19 protein-coding genes are annotated in these 17379 nt (G+C 64.1%); 9 read left to right on the top strand and 10 right to left on the bottom strand.

From position 1 onward, the window contains the following. The first annotated feature begins 117 nt into the window (after nt 1-117). On the top strand, nt 118-438 hold the full coding sequence (locus GRZ55_RS04740) for a 2Fe-2S iron-sulfur cluster-binding protein (protein WP_169285751.1): 321 nt from the start codon (nt 118-120) through the stop codon (nt 436-438). 17 nt (nt 439-455) lie between these two features. After that, the gene (locus tag GRZ55_RS23685) at nt 456-1148 is read left to right on the top strand and encodes an NAD(P)/FAD-dependent oxidoreductase (protein WP_169285750.1); all 693 of its coding nucleotides are present in this window, start codon (nt 456-458) and stop codon (nt 1146-1148) included. Between the two features lie 22 nt (nt 1149-1170). Here the strand turns inward: GRZ55_RS23685 and GRZ55_RS04730 are convergent, their stop codons facing one another. Continuing rightward, nucleotides 1171-1788, bottom strand: coding sequence for a DUF922 domain-containing Zn-dependent protease (locus GRZ55_RS04730; protein ID WP_169285749.1), 618 nt, complete (start codon nt 1786-1788; stop codon nt 1171-1173). Between the two features lie 147 nt (nt 1789-1935). On the opposite strand from GRZ55_RS04730, the gene folP reads away from it, so the two are divergent. From folP to folK, 3 genes are read left to right on the top strand one after another with little or no spacing between them, the layout of a single operon-like run. After that, nucleotides 1936-2781: a dihydropteroate synthase gene (gene folP / locus GRZ55_RS04725; RefSeq protein ID WP_169285748.1), complete on the top strand. Its 846-nt coding sequence runs from the start codon at nt 1936-1938 to the stop codon at nt 2779-2781. Continuing rightward, on the top strand, nt 2759-3145 hold the full coding sequence (folB, locus tag GRZ55_RS04720; protein ID WP_246734520.1) for a dihydroneopterin aldolase: 387 nt from the start codon (nt 2759-2761) through the stop codon (nt 3143-3145). The genes folP and folB overlap by 23 nt, the downstream gene beginning before the upstream one ends. Nucleotides 3146-3152: 7 nt before the next feature. Continuing rightward, entirely contained in the window at nt 3153-3650 is a 498-nt protein-coding gene (gene folK / locus GRZ55_RS04715; RefSeq protein WP_368856584.1) for a 2-amino-4-hydroxy-6-hydroxymethyldihydropteridine diphosphokinase, read from the top strand. A 4-nt stretch (nt 3651-3654) separates the two neighbouring features. Here folK and GRZ55_RS04710 read toward each other — a convergent pair whose 3' ends face one another. After that, complete coding sequence (locus GRZ55_RS04710; protein WP_368856583.1) at nt 3655-5499, bottom strand: monovalent cation:proton antiporter-2 (CPA2) family protein; 1845 nt, start codon at nt 5497-5499, stop codon at nt 3655-3657. Between the two features lie 118 nt (nt 5500-5617). After that, complete coding sequence (locus tag GRZ55_RS04705; RefSeq protein WP_246734543.1) at nt 5618-6109, bottom strand: hypothetical protein; 492 nt, start codon at nt 6107-6109, stop codon at nt 5618-5620. 337 nt (nt 6110-6446) lie between these two features. On the opposite strand from GRZ55_RS04705, the gene GRZ55_RS04700 reads away from it, so the two are divergent. Further along, nucleotides 6447-7361, top strand: a complete 915-nt coding sequence (locus GRZ55_RS04700) for a DMT family transporter (RefSeq protein ID WP_169285746.1) — start codon at nt 6447-6449, stop codon at nt 7359-7361. Between the two features lie 22 nt (nt 7362-7383). Here the strand turns inward: GRZ55_RS04700 and GRZ55_RS04695 are convergent, their stop codons facing one another. After that, a complete protein-coding gene (locus GRZ55_RS04695; RefSeq protein WP_169285745.1) occupies nt 7384-8445 on the bottom strand; it encodes a YcjF family protein in 1062 nt (353 codons plus the stop codon). Next, a complete protein-coding gene (locus tag GRZ55_RS04690) occupies nt 8442-9956 on the bottom strand; it encodes a YcjX family protein (RefSeq protein WP_169285744.1) in 1515 nt (504 codons plus the stop codon). The genes GRZ55_RS04695 and GRZ55_RS04690 overlap by 4 nt, the downstream gene beginning before the upstream one ends. A gap of 171 nt (nt 9957-10127) precedes the next feature. On the opposite strand from GRZ55_RS04690, the gene GRZ55_RS04685 reads away from it, so the two are divergent. Beyond that, nucleotides 10128-10373 carry a hypothetical protein gene (locus GRZ55_RS04685; RefSeq protein ID WP_246734519.1) on the top strand — a complete coding sequence of 82 codons (246 nt, stop codon included), beginning with the start codon at nt 10128-10130 and terminating at the stop codon, nt 10371-10373. Nucleotides 10374-10471: 98 nt separating this feature from the next. On the opposite strand, the gene GRZ55_RS04680 is transcribed toward GRZ55_RS04685, so the two are convergent. The 5 genes from GRZ55_RS04680 to GRZ55_RS04660 form a co-directional block, all read right to left on the bottom strand. Beyond that, complete coding sequence (locus GRZ55_RS04680; RefSeq protein ID WP_169285743.1) at nt 10472-10870, bottom strand: hypothetical protein; 399 nt, start codon at nt 10868-10870, stop codon at nt 10472-10474. A gap of 413 nt (nt 10871-11283) precedes the next feature. Continuing rightward, the gene (locus tag GRZ55_RS04675) at nt 11284-11952 is read right to left on the bottom strand and encodes a DUF2726 domain-containing protein (RefSeq protein WP_169285742.1); all 669 of its coding nucleotides are present in this window, start codon (nt 11950-11952) and stop codon (nt 11284-11286) included. A 342-nt stretch (nt 11953-12294) separates the two neighbouring features. Then, a complete protein-coding gene (locus GRZ55_RS04670) occupies nt 12295-13173 on the bottom strand; it encodes a DUF2971 domain-containing protein (RefSeq protein WP_169285741.1) in 879 nt (292 codons plus the stop codon). Between the two features lie 607 nt (nt 13174-13780). Beyond that, nucleotides 13781-14227, bottom strand: coding sequence for a hypothetical protein (locus GRZ55_RS04665; RefSeq protein ID WP_169285740.1), 447 nt, complete (start codon nt 14225-14227; stop codon nt 13781-13783). Between the two features lie 143 nt (nt 14228-14370). After that, nucleotides 14371-15021 carry a hypothetical protein gene (locus GRZ55_RS04660; RefSeq protein ID WP_169285739.1) on the bottom strand — a complete coding sequence of 217 codons (651 nt, stop codon included), beginning with the start codon at nt 15019-15021 and terminating at the stop codon, nt 14371-14373. On the opposite strand from GRZ55_RS04660, the gene istA reads away from it, so the two are divergent. Both istA and istB read left to right on the top strand, forming a co-directional pair. After that, on the top strand, nt 15020-16552 hold the full coding sequence (istA, locus tag GRZ55_RS04655; protein WP_169285738.1) for an IS21 family transposase: 1533 nt from the start codon (nt 15020-15022) through the stop codon (nt 16550-16552). The two genes, GRZ55_RS04660 and istA, sit on opposite strands and share 2 nt — an antisense overlap. Next, entirely contained in the window at nt 16542-17333 is a 792-nt protein-coding gene (gene istB, locus GRZ55_RS04650; RefSeq protein WP_169285737.1) for an IS21-like element helper ATPase IstB, read from the top strand. The genes istA and istB overlap by 11 nt, the downstream gene beginning before the upstream one ends. The last annotated feature ends 46 nt before the right edge of the window (nt 17334-17379 follow it).

The raw sequence follows: 17379 nt of genomic DNA, 5'->3' as shown, positions 1-17379 counted from the left end.
CAGATGTCCGACGCCCGGCGCTGTTGACACCTGCGTTTCAGCATTTATCTGTCGGCAAACCGCTCCCGGGCTTTCTCCCGCTCCTTTCAGCATCTTCGAAATTGGCAAGGTACGCGCATGGCAAAGATCTCCTTCATCGCCTTCGATGGAACGCGCTTCGACGTCGAGGCGGAAACCGGCTCCACCGTGATGGAGAACGCGATCAAGAATGCCGTGCCGGGGATCGAGGCGGAATGTGGTGGAGCGTGCGCCTGCGCGACCTGCCACGTCTATGTCGATGAGGCCTGGACGGATGTGGTCGGCGAACCTTCCCCGATGGAAGAAGACATGCTGGATTTCGCCTACGAGGTGAAGCCTAACTCGCGCCTTTCCTGCCAGATCAAGGTCGACGACAAGATCGACGGACTCGTGGTTTCGGTTCCCGAAAGGCAGGGCTGACCGTCGCGCGCACGTCCATGGACCAGCCCGCGGAGATCGATGCGATCATCATCGGCGCCGGGCCGGCGGGCCTGTTCGCATCCTTCCAACTCGGCCTTTTCGGGTTTCGCAGTCTCCTGATCGACACGCTGGACCGGCCCGGCGGGCAATGCGCCGCGCTTTATGCGGACAAGCCCGTCTACGACATGCCTGGCTTCGCCAGCATCGATGCCGGCGACATTGCGGGTCGACTGCTGGAGCAGGCGAATGCGTTCTCGCCGGCGTTTCGTTTCCGCTGCAAAGCCACGTCGATCCAAGGCCAGGCGGGTCAGGGATATGCGGTCGCGACGGATACGGGCGACACATTGCTGGGCAGGATGGTGGTCGTCGCAGCGGGCGGCGGGGCGTTCCGCGCGGGACAAGACGCGCAATCATCGGACCCGGATACGGTTACCGTGGAGCCCCTTGCGGTATCGGCCTTGGGGCTTGAGGCAGCCGACGGCGCCATCGCGGTCGACAGCGCGACCTTCGCCACCTCGATGCCCGGCGTCTTCGCCATCGGGGATGCGTGCCACTATCCGGGCAAGGTGAGGCTCATCCTGTCGGCCTTCCACGAGGCGGCGCTGATGGCGCAGGCCGCGCGCAGGCACCTCAGCCCCGACGGCAGGACGCCGCCGCTCTATGCGAGCACCTCGCCGACGCTGCAACGGCGCCTGGGCGTGGAAAAATGAGGTCCGGCGGCGCCTGCCGCACTCACGGCATTGGCAGGCGACCGTCTTCCATGCGCTCGAGGCGGTAGTCGAGGAGCCGCAGCATGCGGCGCTCGAAATTGATGGCTTCGATGCGATCGAACTCGACTTGGGCCTCGTCGTGACGGCGCAGGATTTCGGTGCGGATCTTTTCCGCGCGTGCTTCGGCGGCCTCGCAATCGCGCTCGTTGCGCACCGCCTTGAGCGCGGCCTCCATTTCCCGGGCGTAGTTGCGCGCGATGACCACATGGGCCTCTTCATGACGCCTGATGTCGGCGGCGAGCGTGTCCCAGATGATGCGGGTTTCCATGCCGGCATCGCGGGTGATGCGCCAGCGTGGCAGGATCATGTTGGCGTTTAGCTCGACGCTCGCATCGATCACGCCGCAGCGCCCGTCGCTCCCGCCGTAGCTGACGCGGGTGGCGAACTGCATGCGGGTGGCGCCGGGATGGCGGCGCTCGGTCGTGCCCACCATCGGACCGCGGCGGTTGAGCTCTTCCTCGATCTCCGCCAGGGTCGACCCGCCGATCGTGAAATAGCTGTAGCTGCGCTCGACGGAAGACGCGCCAGCCGGGCCGGCGATGACGAGGGCCGCAAGCAGCGACAACAGCAGGCGAGACATGCAATGCTCCGCAAAAATTGACGAGTGGCCATTCCGTCAGCCGAAGATGGCCAATTGAAGAGCTTATGCCAAAGGTAGCGGAAATTCGTTGATTTTGTCTGCAAAGGCACCCACAAGTCCGCCTACTTCAACACCCTGGGACCGGCAATGCCCGCATTCGAATGGAAGCTCGCGCATGGCCGCACATTGCCGCTCGGTTCGAAAGCCGTGGTGATGGGGGTGCTCAACGTCACGCCGGACAGTTTTTCGGATGGTGGCCGGTTCGCCGTGGCAGACCAGGCGGTCGCGCAGGCCGAGCGGATGCTGGCGGAAGGCGCGCTGATCGTCGATGTGGGCGGGGAGTCGACCCGGCCGGGCGCCGAACCGATCGATGCCGGGGAAGAGCAGCGACGCGTGCTGCCGGTCATCGAGGCGCTGGCGGCACGGGGCGACGCGATCATTTCGGTGGATACCTACCGCGAGGAAACGGCGCGGCTGGCGGTGGAGGCAGGCGCCCACATCGTCAACGACGTGTGGGGTGCCCAGCGCGAGCCCGGCATTGCAAGGGTCGCAGCGGACACCGGGGCAGGCCTTGTGCTGATGCATACGGGCCGCGAGCGCGAGAAACTGCCCGATGTCATCGGCGACCAGTTCGCCTTCCTGACGCGCTCGATCGAGATCGCGCGGGAGGCGGGCGTCGACGACGAGCAAATCCTGCTCGACCCCGGCTTCGGCTTCGCCAAGGGCGCGGACGAGAATCTGGAGATCATCGCGCGTTTCGGGGAACTGGCGCCGCTTGGCTTCCCTTTCCTTGTCGGCACGTCGCGCAAGCGTTTCATCGGTCATGTGACGGGCAGGGAGGTGGAGGCGCGGGACGCCGGGACGGCGGCGACCAGCGTCGCGCTGCGCCTGAAGGGCGCCGTGGTCTTTCGGGTCCACGACGTGGCGACCAATATCGATGCCCTGGCGATTGCCGACGCCATCCTCGACCATGCCCGACCGGCGGAGAACTGAATTGTCATACGTCCTGCGGATGAAAAACTGCGCCTTCTTCGCGCGCCATGGCGTCCATGCCGAGGAGGAAACCCTCGGACAGCGCTTCTACGTGGATGCGGAACTGCGGGTGAATCCGGACGGTTCGCTGGCGGACGATTCCATCGCCAATACAGTCGATTACGGAATCGTGTTCGCGGAGATCGAGCGCATCATCACCGGCCGCCGCCGCCATCTTATCGAAGCTCTGGCGCTGGATGTGGCGCAGTCTCTGTGCCGGCGTTTCCCCCAGATCGCCAAGGCCAGCATCACCGTGCGCAAGCCCAATGCGCCGGTCGCGGGCGTGCTCGATCATGTCGAGGTGACCGTTGCCTGGCCGGAATGACGCGCCCGTGAGGGCCTATCTCGGGCTCGGCGGCAATATCGGCGATCCGGCTTCCGCGATGGCCGCGGCCTTGCGCGCGCTTGATGCGGATGCCGGTGTGGACGTGGTGGCCGTCTCCTCGCTCTACCGCACGCCGCCCTGGGGCCTGACGGACCAGCCCGATTTTCTCAACGCGGTGGCCGCGGTCGACTGCCGGCTGGGCGCGCGTGATCTGCTGGCGCTCTGCCTCGAGGTCGAAGCCTCCCTCAAGCGCGTCCGCGACATACGCTGGGGGCCGCGCGTCATCGACATCGACATCCTGATGTTCGGCAGCGAGCGGATCGACGAAGCGGGCCTGCAGGTCCCGCATCCGCGCATGGTGGAGCGGGCCTTCGTGCTGCTGCCCCTGTCCGAAATAGCAACGGATGCCGAGGTCGACGGGAAAACGGTGGCCGCGTGGGCCGACGCGCTCGATACGGCCGGTATCACAAAGCTGGAAAGCCCTGCCGCCTGGTGGCGCGGCTGAGAGATCAGGTCTCCGGCGGCATGCGCCGCTTGGCCGACAGCGCGCTCGCGGCTTCCTCGTTGCCGGGCCGTCCCGAGCGTGTCGGCTTGGCCAGCGGGGCAGGGCGCGGGGCGTTGCCCTTGAGCAGGTCGTCGCCCGCATGCATGCCGCCCGAGATCTGCAGCTCCAGCCGCTCGGCGTCGCGGCGGCGCATCTCGGCCATCAGTTCGCCCGCCTCCTCCTCCGACACGCCCAGTTGGGCGAGCGCCTCGGCACCGAAGGCCATGGCCGATTCCAGCGTCTCACGAATCTGGTAGCTGGCGCCGGCCTCCATCAGCCGGATGGCGGCGCCGCGGTCATAGGCACGGGCCAGCACCGGCACCAGAGGGAATTCGGCCTGCATCTGGCGCACGATACGCTCTGCCTGTTCGGGCGCGTCGACGCAGACGAGGACCGCGCGTGCGCTGCCGGCACCGGCGGCGTGCAGGATGTCGAGGCGTGTGCCGTCGCCGAAATAGACCTTGAAGCCGAAGCTGCCGGCCGCCTCGATCATCTCGACGTCGTTGTCGATGATGGAGACGTCGCAGCCGCGCATCAAAAGCGGCTGGCTGGCGATCTGGCCAAACCGGCCAAAGCCGATGATGAGGACGTTGCCACTCAGCCCGTCCGGTGCCTCTACACCGTCCATGGAAGGCGCCGGCGGGCGAATGAAACGCCTGAGCGCGATCATCACGAAGGGCGTGAGAACCATGGAGATGATGACGGTGGAGGTGAAGATGGCGTTGGTGGGGCCGTCGATAAGGCCGACCGCCGCGGCGGCGGCATAGAGCACGAAGGCGAACTCGCCGCCCTGCGCCATCATGCCCGCGCGTTCCAGCGCCTCCGCGTGGGCGGAACGCAGGAGCCGGGCGATGCTGTAGATAACGATGGCCTTGCCGGCCATGAAGGCCAGCACCGCCAGGCTGACCATGCCGAAATTGGCGGCGATGGTGTCGAGGTCGAGCGACATGCCGACACCCAGGAAGAACAGGCCAAGAAGGATGCCGCGAAACGGCTCGATGTCGGCCTCCAGCTGGTGGCGGAAGGTGCTTTCCGACAGGAGCACGCCAGCCAGGAATGCACCCATGGCCATGGAGAGCCCGCCCGATTCCATGGCGAGCGCGGCGCCCAGCACGACGAGGAGGGCGGCCGCGGTCAATACCTCACGTGCCCCGGTGCGGGCGAGGATACGGAACAGCGGGTTGAGGAGGAAGCGTCCGACGAGGACCAATGCGACGACCGCGCCGATGGCGATGGCGACGGCCAGCCACCTGTCGGCAGCCGTGACGTCTTCGCCGCCCGGCGCGATGAAGGCCACGAAGGCCAGCAGCGGGACGATCGACAGATCCTCCACCAGCATGATGGAGATCATGCGTTGCGCCTTGGGCAGGCCGAGCTCGCCGCGCTCGTTCAGGATCTGGACGACCACCGCCGTCGAGGTGAGCGTGAAGCCCATGCCGAAGACGAAAGCGACGGCAGGGCTGAAGCCCATGGCGACGCCAAGCAGGGTCAGCACCGCGCCGCTCGTGGCGACCTGGAGGAAGCCGAGGCCGACGATATCGCGCCTCAGACTCCACAGGCGCGAGGGCTGCATGCCGAGCCCGATCAGGAACAGGAACATGACGACGCCTATCTCGGCGACGTTGAGGATGGTCTGGGGATCGGTGAAGAGCGCAATGCCATGCGGCCCGATGACGAGGCCGGCGGCCAGATAGGCGAGCACGGAATCGAGGCCGAAGCGCCTGAACAGGGGCACGGCGATGACGCCGGCCGCCAACAGGGCGACCACCGGGAGGAGATCGAGCCCGGCGTTCAACTCGTCTGTCGGCACGGCGTTGCTCCGGAAGAGGGCAGACGGACCGGATGCCCGATCGGGACACTGAAATGGGCAGGGCGCGCCCCGAAGGAGGGCGCCGATCCCAAGGCGGTCAGGTCAGGCGTCGCCTGGATCAGTAGTTCTGGGCGGTCGAGCCGACCGCGCGGCCGTCGGCGCGCTTCAGGTTGACGCCGATGACCGGCACCATTGTGTCGTCCACCCTGACGGATACCGTCACCTGCATGGTGTTGGGATCCGACAGGCGCGCCTGCATGGCACCGTTGAGGGCGTTGCGGTTAATCGCGAAAATCACCTGCTCGCGGGTGACCTGGCCGCTGACCACGTCGAGGCCTTCGCCCTGGGAGCCATCCATGAAGGTGCCGCGATAGCCCGAACGGCCGTGCTGCTCGATATTGGCGGACATGCGCTGGGTGAACAGACCCACGCGGCAGCCGCCATCGAGCGACATGCCAACCTTGCCTTCGGGCGTCGAGCCAGTGAAATTGCACATGAACTTGGTGCCGGCATATTTGCCCGCGACGATCTCGCCGGGGCCCGACCACTGTCCGCTGACCGAATCAAAAAAGCGCCTGTCGGCTTCCGAAGCGGAGGCGGCGGCGGTCATGCCGATGAAGCCAGCGGCGAAAAGGGCGGTGAAAATCGTCTTGGAAAGGCGGTTTGTCATGAGTTCACCCGTTGGAGGCCTGGCCCGGCCCGTTCCCGGGGACAGTGAAGGCGAATGGTTAACGCCCCGTCTATGCCCGTTGCGGGAGACAATGATTCACTCCGGCCTGCTTGGCAAGCCCATAACGCGCAGGCGGTGTCTGCGTTTCATCTTCCGCGCGCGCTTGGCTCACCTCGCTTGCGCTTCGCTGTCGGGATGACGGCTTTCGTCCCCCCGGTTCTTGCCTGTACTCCGGTGTTCACCTAACGTTCCTGCGAGACAACCGGAGAAGGCCCGGATGAAGCACGCACGCCCGCAGGAGCAAAGCGCCGACAGTATCCCACTTGCCGTCGGCGTCATCATCCTGACCGTGCTGGCGCTCTCCCTGGGCGACGCGCTGATCAAGATGACGAGCGGCAGCTTCGTCATCTGGCAGATATTCGTGCTCCGATCGCTGATCGCCATTCCGGTGCTGCTCGGTATCTTGTGGACAAGAACGCGAGGGATGATCCGGGTACCGGAGGCGATCGGGTGGGTAGCCCTGCGCAGCGGGATGCTGGTGGGCATGTGGGTCTGCTATTATCTATCGCTTTCCGAACTGACCCTGCCAGCGGCTGCCGCCGCCTATTACACGCTTCCGATCTTCATCACGCTGTTCTCGGCCCTCTTCGTGGGTGATCATATCTCGCGCACTGGCTGGGCCGCGGTCTTCATGGGGTTTTTGGGCGTGTTGCTGATCCTCCGTCCCGCAGCGGGGGATTTCAACACCTATGCAATCCTGCCGCTGATATCAGCGATGCTCTATGCGGGCGCCATGATCCTGACGCGCACCAGATGCCGCGATCACGACCCGCTGATGCTGTCGCTGGCCCTCAACTTCAGCTTTGTCATCGTCGGCGGCTTGGCGGCAGCGCTTATCCTGCTGCTGCCGGAAACCGCGCGGCATGGGTTCCTGCTGGCTCCGTGGGCAGGCATGGGCGCCGCCGAATGGATGTCCATGACGCTGCTGGCTGCTGCCATCCTGATCGGAAGCATCGGTGCGGCCATCGCGTATCAGAACGGGCCGCCTGCGATGATCGGTACCTTCGACTTCGCCTATGTCGGGTTTGCCGTCATCTGGGGTTTCGTCTTTTTCGCCGAGGTGCCGGACATGACGTCGACGCTAGGCATATTGCTCATCGTGGGAGGTGGCATCCTGTCTTTACGCCAATAGCCGGGCTGCCAGCGAACGGGCTTTACGCGCGGCCGGACTTTCGCACATAGGCGACGAGCACGCCGAGGAAATCCGACAGGCCAGGCCGCTTGATCGCGGAGAAGGGCAGGGGGCGCGAGGTCTCCATGGCGGCGATGCCGATCCTGGCGGTCATCATGCCGTTGACGATGCCTTCGCCCAGCCTTGCCGAGAGCCGGGCGGCGAGCCCCTGGCCGACGATCTGGTGCACGAATTCGTCGCCGGCCGCCAGCGCGCCGGTGATGGCCAGATGGGCGATCACGTTGCGTGCCAGGCGCAGGAAACCGAGCGTGCCCGGCCGGGCGCCGTAGAGTTCGGCGATGCGGCGGATGAGGCGGGCGGCTTCGAAGGCGACATAGGCGAGATCGACCAGGGCGCGCGGCGAGACGGCGGTGACCAGCGACACGCGCTTGGCGGCATCGAGCGTGAGCCGGCGCGCCCTTTCGTCGAGAGGCGCGAGAAGCTCGACCTCGGCCAGCCGCACGAGATCGGCACCGTCGATGATGTCGCCGCGCAGCTCCTCCAGCGCGCGTCGGCCGGCCGCCGTTTCCGGCTGGGCGGCCACGAAACCGGCCAGTTCGTCGACCAGCGCGCGCGCCTTCTTCGGATCGTTGGCGGCAATGGCCTCCCGTCCGCGCTCATGCAGCCGGGCCACCGAGGCGAGCCGGGCGAGCGCCATCGCCTCGCGGGCGATGATGACCACGAGCGCGGCCACCGCCATGAGCGCGAGCACGAGCCCCACCCAGCCCAGCCATTCGGCGCGCGCAAAGAGTTCGCGGACCAGGGCTTCCGTCCACAGGCCGACAGCGAGCGAGACCAGCAGGCCCGCCGACCACAGGAAGACGGCGCGCAGGCGCGAGCGGCGCCTGGCGGGCAAAGCCGGCGGCGGCGGCGCCGCGTCCAGCGCGTCGACCTCGTCGAAGACGTCAATTTCGGCGGGTTCCACGCGGGCGGGGTCGGCCGCGCGGGGCTTGCGGGCTTTCGGCGCCTCGGCGCGCGGGGTGGGCTCGGCCGGCGGGATTTCGGGCTCGATGCGGAAGGAGGCGGGGCGTCTGCGCTCGGTCATGCCAGCCGATCTCCCAGCAGGAACTGAAGGGCCCGGTCGAGCCGGATATGCGGCAGCGACAGCGTGAGGCCCTCGGCGGTCTTTTCGAGCTTCGGTGGGCGGAAACGCACGAAGCGGATGGCGTTGTCCTCGTCGGCCGCCGCACGCAGCGCCTCTGCGGGGTCGGCGGGGAGGTCGCCCGGAAAGATGGCGGTCTCGGTCTTGCCGTCGAAGCGCTCGCCGGCGATCGTCTCGCCCTTGATCGGCGTGCCCATGATGACGGGAAGTTCTTCCTTGCCGTGGCGGGCGGTGCCCTCGCGGGTGGCGCGCACGGCGGCCATGGCGAGCACGTCGACCTCGGCGCCGGAGAAATTGGCCCGCTCCAGCGCCCGGTCGGTCAGGCGGCGGGCAATGGCCTGCAGCCGGTCGTGGCTTTCATGATGGATGTGGTCGGCCTTGGTGGCGGCCACGAGAATGCGGTCGATGCGGCGCGCGAACCAGTCGGTCAAGACGCTGCCGCGCCCGGCGCGGAAACAGGCCAGGATCTCGGTCAGCGCGCGCTCCAGATCGGCCACGGCGGCGGGACCGGCATTCATGGCCTGCATGGCATCGACGAGCACGATCTGGCGGTCGAGCCGCGCGACATGTTCGCGGAAGAAAGGCTTGACCACGTGGCGCTTGTAGGCCTCATAGCGCCGCTCCATCATGGCGGCGAGAGAGTTGGGCGGTGCGCGCCGGCCATCGAGGCCGGATAGCGGCGCGAAGGTGAGCGCCGGCGAGCCTTCGAGATCGCCCGGCATCAGGAAGCGGCCGGGCGGCAGCGTGGACAGCGCGCGGTCATCCTCCTTGCAGGCCTTCAGATAGGCCGCGAAGGCCTCGAAAAGATCGCGCGCGCGCATCTCGTCGGCCTCGGCGAAAGGGTCGGTGGCCTCGGCCAGCTGGCGCCAGCGCTCCGACAGATCGGCGCGGGCGGGCAGGGCGGCGAGTTCCAGCGCCTCGCGCGAAAAAGTGGCGTAGTCCCTGGCGAGAAGCGGCAGGTCGAGCAGCCATTCGCCGGGATAGTCGACAATGTCGAGGGCGAGGCGCCCGCGCGAGAACATGCGGCCCCAGGCAGAGGCCGATTCAAATTCGATGACGAGGCGCAGCTCCGAGATGGCGCGGGTGGATTGCGGCCAGACGCGGCTGTCGACCAGGGCACGGACATGGTCCTCGTACTGGAAGCGGGGCACGGCGTCGTCGGGCTGGTGGGCGAGGCTGGCACGCGCGATGCGGCCGTTCTTCTGCGCCTCGAAGAGCGGGAGGCGCCCGCCATGGACGAGATTGTGGACGAGCGAGGTGATGAAGACCGTCTTGCCGGCCTTGGACAGGCCGGTGACGCCCAGCCGGAGAGCCGGCTGCACCAGGCCCGAGGCGCGGCCCGAAATCGTGTCGAGCGCGATGCGGGCCTCGTCGCCGAATGTGGTCAGGGACGCCAAGGTAGGGGGAAGCCTCTTGCTGGTGGGACGAACAGGAGCCGCGGGGGCCTTTCCCATATAGGGGGCGGGGAGGGGATTTGAAATGCGGGTCGTGGCGGCGCCTCACCGTGGCGATCGGCGTGGGGCCGGTCGACGGCCGCGCGCCCCTGTCTGCGCCCGCGACCCGCCGGAGGCGGAACTTCCTGTCGTCTCGGGGCTTCCCCATGGGAACGAAAAAGGATTTTCAACATGTTCAGCACCCACATATGGCTCATGATCGCGTGTACCCTGGTGGCCAATGCGGTTCTCTTCGGCTTCGGCATCGTGCCTGTTCTGGCAATCCCGGCACTTGCCGAACACGCCAACTATCTCATCCCGGCCGTCGTCGTGGCGGCCCTGGTTCTGGCGCCAATTGCCGCGAGCTTCATCGTGCCCCGCATGCGGCTGCGCAACCATACAAGGCAGGAGTGGAAGCGCGGCGACCTGATCTCGTAGGCGCCAAGCCGCAACGCCGCGCCCGGCTGTCCGGCTGCGCGCGGCTGGAGCTGAGCCGCCGCCCTTCGAAATGCCACAGCCTGGGCGCGCCGCGTGGCCTAGGAACTGTCGAGCCCGGCGATGGCGGCGCACGCGGCCGGACGCGATGACCGGGCGGGCGGCTGGTTCCCTGGCGTGGCCGACCGGCGGCAATTATGCGCCAGCGCGGCGAGGGTGTCGGCAAGCGCGCGAAAACGCGCCGCAAGGTCAAGGGCCTCGGCGACGGCGTCGATCGACCGCAGTGGCGCCCGGGCCGGTGGGGTGACAGCGCCCGGCGCAATTTTCTGGAGATATTGGCGGGCGACCGCCTCGGCGGGGTCAAGCAGGCACAGCACGAGCGCGCAGACGACGCGGGAGCGTCCGGCGGCCCGTTCCGCGAGATCGGCCAGCGCGCGAAGCATCGCGGCGAGATGCCGGAGGTGCTTGCTGTTGTCCGCGATGGCCGGGTGGATCCGCATGGGCGCCTCTGCTGCTCTGGGACGCAGTGTGGGGCAGGGCGCAGGGGTGTGGATGGAAAAAATGCGGGCTGAGGGGAAAGGGGTGAGGAATCAGCGGATTGGCGGGAGAGGACAGGGGGATCTGTCCACCGGGGGTGGGCAGAAAGGGCAGTCACCTTTCCGCTTCGTCATGCTCGGGCAGAGCCGAGCGGAGCGAGGCGAAGACCCGGGCATCCAGGTCTGAATGGTGATCGATTAGCGGTTACGGTTAGGCGCCGCGCGCGCCATTGGCCGTTCAGGCATGGATCCCAGGGTCGCGCTCCGCCTTGCTTCGCTTGCCCTGGGATGACGACGGCGGGGAGGAGGCGGCCAATCGTCGGTGCCGTAGACGGAGTCCGACCGGAGGGTGTTTCATCGTCCGCCGGCGCCTGCCTTCAGGCCTTGATCGTGGGAACGGAGGCTGGGAGCTCCGGCGGCCGGTCGACCAAACGCTCGATGAGGCGGCGCAGGTCGGACGGCGTGGTCTGGCCCGCGATGACCTCATGGTAGCCGATGCCGGCCCGCCGGAGCGCTTCCTTCTTCACGGCATCTCTTGCTGCGGCAGAACCCTGATGGTGGGCGCCGCCCTGATACTCCACCACGTGCCGTGGACGGCAATGTTCGTCCACGAGCAGCAGGTCGACCCGCTTCGAATTGATACATCTATAGGCGTTTGTGTCCCTGCTGCTCAGGATCTCGCCCAGCGACACCTGCGCCATCACCTGCCAAGCGGGATTGAAGCCGAGCACGATGCGATCGAGCTCACGAAACACGCGCGCCTCGCTGCGGTTGAGGAGCGCGCGTGCGGCAAACTCGGCGCCGAGGACGATTCTCAGTTGATCGACGGCATCGCTGGCACTCGACGAAGGCGCGGGCGTCGCCGGCACGACTCGCAAATCCTGCCAGCCCGGCTGCTTTTCCCAGTGCGGGTTCTTCTGCCGCCACGCCTTTCTGCGCTGACTGGATCGATATCGCTCGATGCTGCTCCCCACAGCGGCGCCGACCAGCAGGACGCCAGTCAACAGGAGCAGCTGTTCGAAATCGGCAAGAAACGGGGTCAGCATCCCCTCAGGATAAAAAGAAAAGATCGGAGAAGTATTAATTGCATATTTCGATTTGCATGTACTGTCTTGGCCACTGGCGAGCCGTTGAATTTGTGGGGCGTCGATGGCCGAGTGGCGGGAGGTTGGGACGGATACGCCTGGCGACTGAAGCGCGATCAGGCCTCGATCCAGGTGGTGCGGCTGGCGGCATCTGGACCGGGCTGGCCGTCTTACTTCAGGCCCTCGATGTGGAAGCGGATGGCGTCGCGGATTTCCGTCTCGATCTTTTGGACGGTCTCCGCGGTGGGGGCAACAGAATGGAGACAATGCATCGAACCCAATACACCCGCTTAGGCGGCTCACTCATCTGAAAGCGCACGTCGAACTAGAGACATTAAAGCTGCTGAATCCGTTGTCCAAAAGTATCTTTTTGACGTCCCCCTCACTTAGGTTTGATTTTGGACCTAGCAGTACACAAAAGACAGCTTCTCTGGGGTTGTTTTCCTGTCCGACAAATTTCCCAAATGGGAGCGAATGATATTTTATCATCTTTTCGCCTGCTTGACGTGTTCGGAATTTCTTCCATTGCATTTCCCGCTCATCGGGAAAAAAGGAAACTGGCATTTGATTGGACGGTCTGTTGTCGCCGGCCGCAAAAGTTAAGCGAACCTCGTGCTCATATTCCCAAGTGATATGCTTCAGAGAGCCAGCTATTGAGATCAAAGCAGTGGCAATCTCCAATTCTCTTTCGATACTATGAAAAATTCCGTCGCCGTATATTTCTATTGGCTTAAGTATTTCGGAAATGAGATTGTATAAATCATCGTGACTATCGTCGTCGATGTATCTTACTTGATATATGCGTCCGTGCATATCAGTTATCGCGCGAGGCCTAAATCCAATTGAATAACCTTTTCCACCATCTCCGTATTCGCGCCACATATTTATATTATCGGCGTATGGTGTAAAGCATGTTGTATATAGACGATCAGTTTCGAAATATCTAGTTATCTTCATAATCATCTTTGCGAGCGTATCACCAGTTTTCTGAGAATAATCGCGAACGCGAATATTATTCATTATTTGGCGCAGTGTCGCCAAGCCCATATGAAGATCACGTGGATCATTAGATTGCTGAAGATCAGAGAGCCATAATTCACGTGATTGCAGTATCCCTCTAAAGCCAGCTTCGTTGGTGTAGTGGTACAGGGGTCTGGTCGGAATATGTTCGAGATAGGCCATTCGATGCACTGCAACTCCGAATCAAATAAGTTCACCCGCCGATAGGGCAGGTGAACTTACAGCAACCTCAAAATGAGGGATAGATTTCGCCCCTCAGCTACACCCGCTCGTGGCCCCCGTTTTCTATTCATGCCTTTGAGCAAAAAGTTCTGCATTTCAGGAGGTTATGGAGAAGCTACTCGTGTTGCTACTCGCAATAGCTCCAACTCAAAGGGGCAGCGCTTGCATGCTGAACCCCAATGAAGAACCTACTTTGTCAGGCGACGCCTGAGCGGGGCGGCGGGGACCGGGACAGTATGGCAGCCAGGGTCAGGAACAAGATCTCCCCGAACCATGCCAGGGTGATCCGGAAGTTGTGGCCGATGGCGTATGGCATGACGTTGCCGACGTCTCCCACTGTGCCGATGTGTGGGTTTCGCAATAGGCACAAACATCGGTCAGCAAGAAATGATCCCGACGCATCGCCCTTTCAGCAGCCGTGAAATATGTCACCCCGCTCGACGAAAACTCTGTGCGGTCCGGACTCTAAAGGCGGCCGCGTCGAGCTTGACGACTGCGATGCCCAGGATCGCACCAAGGCCTCGGTCATATCCGGCGAAGCTGGAAGTTAATGACCTGTCGGTCGATGCAGAATGTGGATGTTGGAGGCTGCAAGGAGGTTCCGGAGCCGATCGACTTCTGCAGTCAGTTCCTGCAATCGTCCCTCATATTCCTGAATACAGTTCTGAGCGTCGATGTATTCAAGCTCTTGCTCTGCCCATCGTTGTTTCAGTGACTGCAATTTTTCTCGAAGTTCGACCCAGCGGGAGGGCTCATGGCGATTTCCATCGGCCTTGTGGGTCCGACGGGCAGCATTATATCGTCCGGACTTCACTCTACGGAGAACGCGCTTAATCTTCTCCTTACATCGTGCTTTCAACGTTTCGCGACTGCGAGTTCCGTTCTGGTTCTCCAGGTAGCGGGCGCTGAGTCCGGCTCTGAAGAGAACCTCGCGGATCGTGGGGGCACGGGATGAATAGGGGTATTCGCCCCGGTTGTGCTTGACTTCTTCCATGATCTTTCGGAGGGCCCAATCGATACGGGCGAAGCTGTCAAGTTCAGTCGGGGCAGAGGGTACCGCTATGCGCTGGGCAGCAGGAGGCGCTCGTAGCTTCCTCTGGGGTCGTTCGATCCGAGGACGCTTATGGGAGGCTTCCGTCATGCCACACGGCTCCAAATTTGTCGTGCAATATCGGAGTTGGCGATTACTTCCTCCCGAATATCCTGCCATCGATGGAGATTTGCCAGAATCTGACCTTGAAGACGCGCAGATTTCATAGGATGATCGGCATATCGCGTGTATTCGTCGATATGCATCAAGAGTTCTTCACGGCACTGCGCCTTGGCGAGTTCGAGCTCAAGGCGTGCAACGCATGAAGTTCTGCACGCTCCCTTGTCGGGAGTTCCTCGCCCCTTGGTACAAGGACCGTACTGGCCGGGTGCCTTCGTGCAGATAATCCCCGGACGCACACGTCTCCAATAGACGCCGTTGGCAGTCAAAATCTCCGCAGCCTCACGAACATCCTCCGTGCCAAGCACCTCGATCCCGCGGCGCATCGCCATTCCGTCCAAGCCACGTTTCAAGGGAGCGGCAGCAGGTCCGCCAGCTCTTCCTTCGAGCACTTCCTGGATGCCAGTTTCGGCGAGGACGATGGACGCTTCTGCAGCTACATCCATTACCTCTGATGACAGTTTGTTGATTTCCACCGAGAAGTGACCCGGGCAGGCGCAAGATTTCCACTGAGAATTGACCCATGTGAGACCCTCCCCCTGGCTGGCATCGTCGGGGGTTATCGGAGTGATCGACATGGCGTTTTTGAGCATAATCCGGCGCTGGGCACTGCGTGAGCATGTGCCCATCCGGGAGATCGCGCGGCGCACTGGCCTGTCGCGAAATACGATCAGGAAGTATCTGAGGTCGGGCTCGGTTGAACCGAAGTTCACCGTGCCCGAGAGGCCGAGCAAGCTTGATCCTTATGCCGCGAAGCTGGCGGGTTGGCTGAAGACGGAGGCCGGCAAGTCGCGCAAGCAGCGCCGCACCGTCAAGCAGCTCCACGCCGATCTTGTCGCGCTGGGCTTCACCGGTTCCTACAACCGGGTTGCCGCCTTTGCACGAGCCTGGCGGGCGGATCGACAGCGGGAACTGCAGACCACGGGGCGCGGAACCTTCGTGCCGCTCGTCTTCGCGCCCGGCGAGGCCTTCCAGTTCGACTGGAGCGAGGACTGGGCCATTCTGGGCGGCGAGCGCACCAAGCTGCAGGTGGCGCATATCAAGCTGTCGCACAGCCGGGCATTCTTGCTGCGGGCCTATCTGCTGCAGACCCACGAGATGCTGTTCGATGCCCACGGTCATGCCTTCCGGGTCTTCGGCGGCGTTCCCGCGCGGGGCATCTACGACAACATGCGCACCGCCGTTGACCGCGTCGGCAAGGGCAAGGAGCGCCAGGTCAACGCCCGGTTCCTGGCGATGACCAGCCACTATGTGTTCGAGCCGGAGTTCTGCAATCCGGCGGCCGGCTGGGAGAAGGGCCAGGTGGAGAAGAATGTCCAGGACGCTCGCCACCGCCTTTGGCAGCCGATGCCGAGCCTCCCGGACCTGGCGGCACTGAACGCCTGGCTGGAGCGACGCTGCCGGGAGCTATGGCACGAGATTCCGCATGGGGCCTTGCCTGGCAGCATCGCCGATGCCTTGGCGGATGAGAGAGCGGCTCTCATGCAGATGCCACCTGCCTTCGACGGCTTTGTCGAACTCAGCAAGCGTGTCTCGCCGACCTGCCTGATCAGCTTCGAGCGCACCCGCTACAGCGTGCCGGCTTCGTTCGCGAACCGGCCGGTCAGCCTGAGGGTGTATCCCGAGCGGATCGTCGTAGCGGCCGAAGGGCGGATCCTGTGCGAGCATCCGCGGCTGATCGAGCGTTCTCACCATCTGCCGCCGCGCACCATCTATGACTGGCGGCATTATCTGGCCGTCATCCAGCGCAAGCCCGGCGCCCTGCGCAATGGCGCGCCCTTCGTGGAGATGCCGCCCGCCTTCCGGCAGTTGCAGGAACTCCTGCTGCGGCGGCCAGGCGGCGACCGCGAGATGGTCGATGTGCTGGCATTGGTATTGCACCACGACGAGCAGGTCGTGCTGACGGCCGTGGAATTGGCCTTGCAGGCGGGGGTGCCGACCAAGACCCATGTGCTGAACATCCTGCATCGCCTGATCGACGCAAAGACGCATGACATGCCGCCCATCGATACCCCACTGGCTCTTGCCCTGAACAACGAGCCCAGGGCCAACGTCGAACGCTATGACGGACTGCGCGGCCACGTGAAGGAGACCCGTCATGCGTCATGATCCCGCCAGCGCCGCCGTCGTGATCATGCTGCGCAGCCTGAAGATGTTCGGAATGGCCCAGGCCGTCACCGATCTGATGGAACAGGGCGCCCCGGCCTTCGATGCCGCTGTGCCGATGCTCTCGCAGCTCCTGAAAGCCGAACTGGCCGAGCGCGAGGTACGCTCCATTGCCTATCACATGAAGGCGGCGCGCTTCCCCGCCTACAAGGACCTGTCCGGCTTCACCTTTGCCGACAGCGAGATCAACGAGGCCAAGGTGCGCCAGCTGCACCGCTGCGAGTTCCTCGAGGACGCTCACAACGTTGTCCTGATCGGTGGGCCGGGAACCGGAAAGACCCATGTCGCCACTGCTCTCGGCGTCCAGGCAGTCGAGCACCACCGGCGCAAGGTCCGCTTCTTCTCCACCATTGAGCTGGTCAACGCGCTGGAGCAGGAAAAGGCAAAGGGAAAGGCCGGCCAAATTGCCGAAAGCCTCGTGCGCCTCGACCTCGTGATCCTGGACGAGTTGGGCTATCTGCCCTTCAGCGCTTCCGGCGGGGCATTGCTGTTCCATCTCCTGAGCAAGCTCTACGAGCGCACCAGCGTCGTCATCACAACCAACCTCAGCTTCAGCGAATGGTCCACCGTCTTCGGCGACGCCAAGATGACCACCGCGCTGCTTGATCGCCTCACCCACCGCTGCCACATCCTGGAAACCGGAAACGACAGCTTCCGCTTCAAGGCAAGCTCGGCTGCGGCAACAAAACGGAAGGAGGACCCTCGGCCCTTGACCCCAGCGTGACCCCAAGAACATAAACTTCAGCCGGGTCAAAACTCGATGGAAAACC

Origin of the sequence: Chelativorans sp. ZYF759, from assembly GCF_012911015.1 — a bacterium.
Lineage (GTDB): Bacteria > Pseudomonadota > Alphaproteobacteria > Rhizobiales > Rhizobiaceae > ZYF759.
The sequence above is the reverse complement of the archived record's forward strand: the minus strand, read 5'-3'. Positions and strand labels throughout refer to the sequence as shown.

Excerpts from the sequence above, each read along its gene's own strand:
- folP (WP_169285748.1), top strand. The coding sequence starts at position 1,936 with ATGCCCGCATTCGAATGGAAGCTCGCGCATGGCCGCACATTGCCGCTC.
- GRZ55_RS04680 (WP_169285743.1), bottom strand. The coding sequence starts at position 10,870 with ATGCGGATCCACCCGGCCATCGCGGACAACAGCAAGCACCTCCGGCAT.
- istA (WP_169285738.1), top strand. The coding sequence starts at position 15,020 with ATGGCGTTTTTGAGCATAATCCGGCGCTGGGCACTGCGTGAGCATGTG.
- GRZ55_RS04660 (WP_169285739.1), bottom strand. The coding sequence starts at position 15,021 with ATGTCGATCACTCCGATAACCCCCGACGATGCCAGCCAGGGGGAGGGT.
- GRZ55_RS04665 (WP_169285740.1), bottom strand. The coding sequence starts at position 14,227 with ATGGAAGAAGTCAAGCACAACCGGGGCGAATACCCCTATTCATCCCGT.
- GRZ55_RS04695 (WP_169285745.1), bottom strand. The coding sequence starts at position 8,445 with ATGACCGAGCGCAGACGCCCCGCCTCCTTCCGCATCGAGCCCGAAATC.
- istB (WP_169285737.1), top strand. The coding sequence starts at position 16,542 with ATGCGTCATGATCCCGCCAGCGCCGCCGTCGTGATCATGCTGCGCAGC.
- GRZ55_RS04685 (WP_246734519.1), top strand. The coding sequence starts at position 10,128 with ATGTTCAGCACCCACATATGGCTCATGATCGCGTGTACCCTGGTGGCC.
- GRZ55_RS04700 (WP_169285746.1), top strand. The coding sequence starts at position 6,447 with ATGAAGCACGCACGCCCGCAGGAGCAAAGCGCCGACAGTATCCCACTT.
- GRZ55_RS04675 (WP_169285742.1), bottom strand. The coding sequence starts at position 11,952 with ATGCTGACCCCGTTTCTTGCCGATTTCGAACAGCTGCTCCTGTTGACT.
- GRZ55_RS04670 (WP_169285741.1), bottom strand. The coding sequence starts at position 13,173 with ATGGCCTATCTCGAACATATTCCGACCAGACCCCTGTACCACTACACC.
- GRZ55_RS04690 (WP_169285744.1), bottom strand. The coding sequence starts at position 9,956 with ATGGGAAAGGCCCCCGCGGCTCCTGTTCGTCCCACCAGCAAGAGGCTT.
- GRZ55_RS04740 (WP_169285751.1), top strand. The coding sequence starts at position 118 with ATGGCAAAGATCTCCTTCATCGCCTTCGATGGAACGCGCTTCGACGTC.
- folB (WP_246734520.1), top strand. The coding sequence starts at position 2,759 with ATGCCCGACCGGCGGAGAACTGAATTGTCATACGTCCTGCGGATGAAA.
- GRZ55_RS04705 (WP_246734543.1), bottom strand. The coding sequence starts at position 6,109 with ATGACCGCCGCCGCCTCCGCTTCGGAAGCCGACAGGCGCTTTTTTGAT.
- GRZ55_RS04730 (WP_169285749.1), bottom strand. The coding sequence starts at position 1,788 with ATGTCTCGCCTGCTGTTGTCGCTGCTTGCGGCCCTCGTCATCGCCGGC.
- GRZ55_RS23685 (WP_169285750.1), top strand. The coding sequence starts at position 456 with ATGGACCAGCCCGCGGAGATCGATGCGATCATCATCGGCGCCGGGCCG.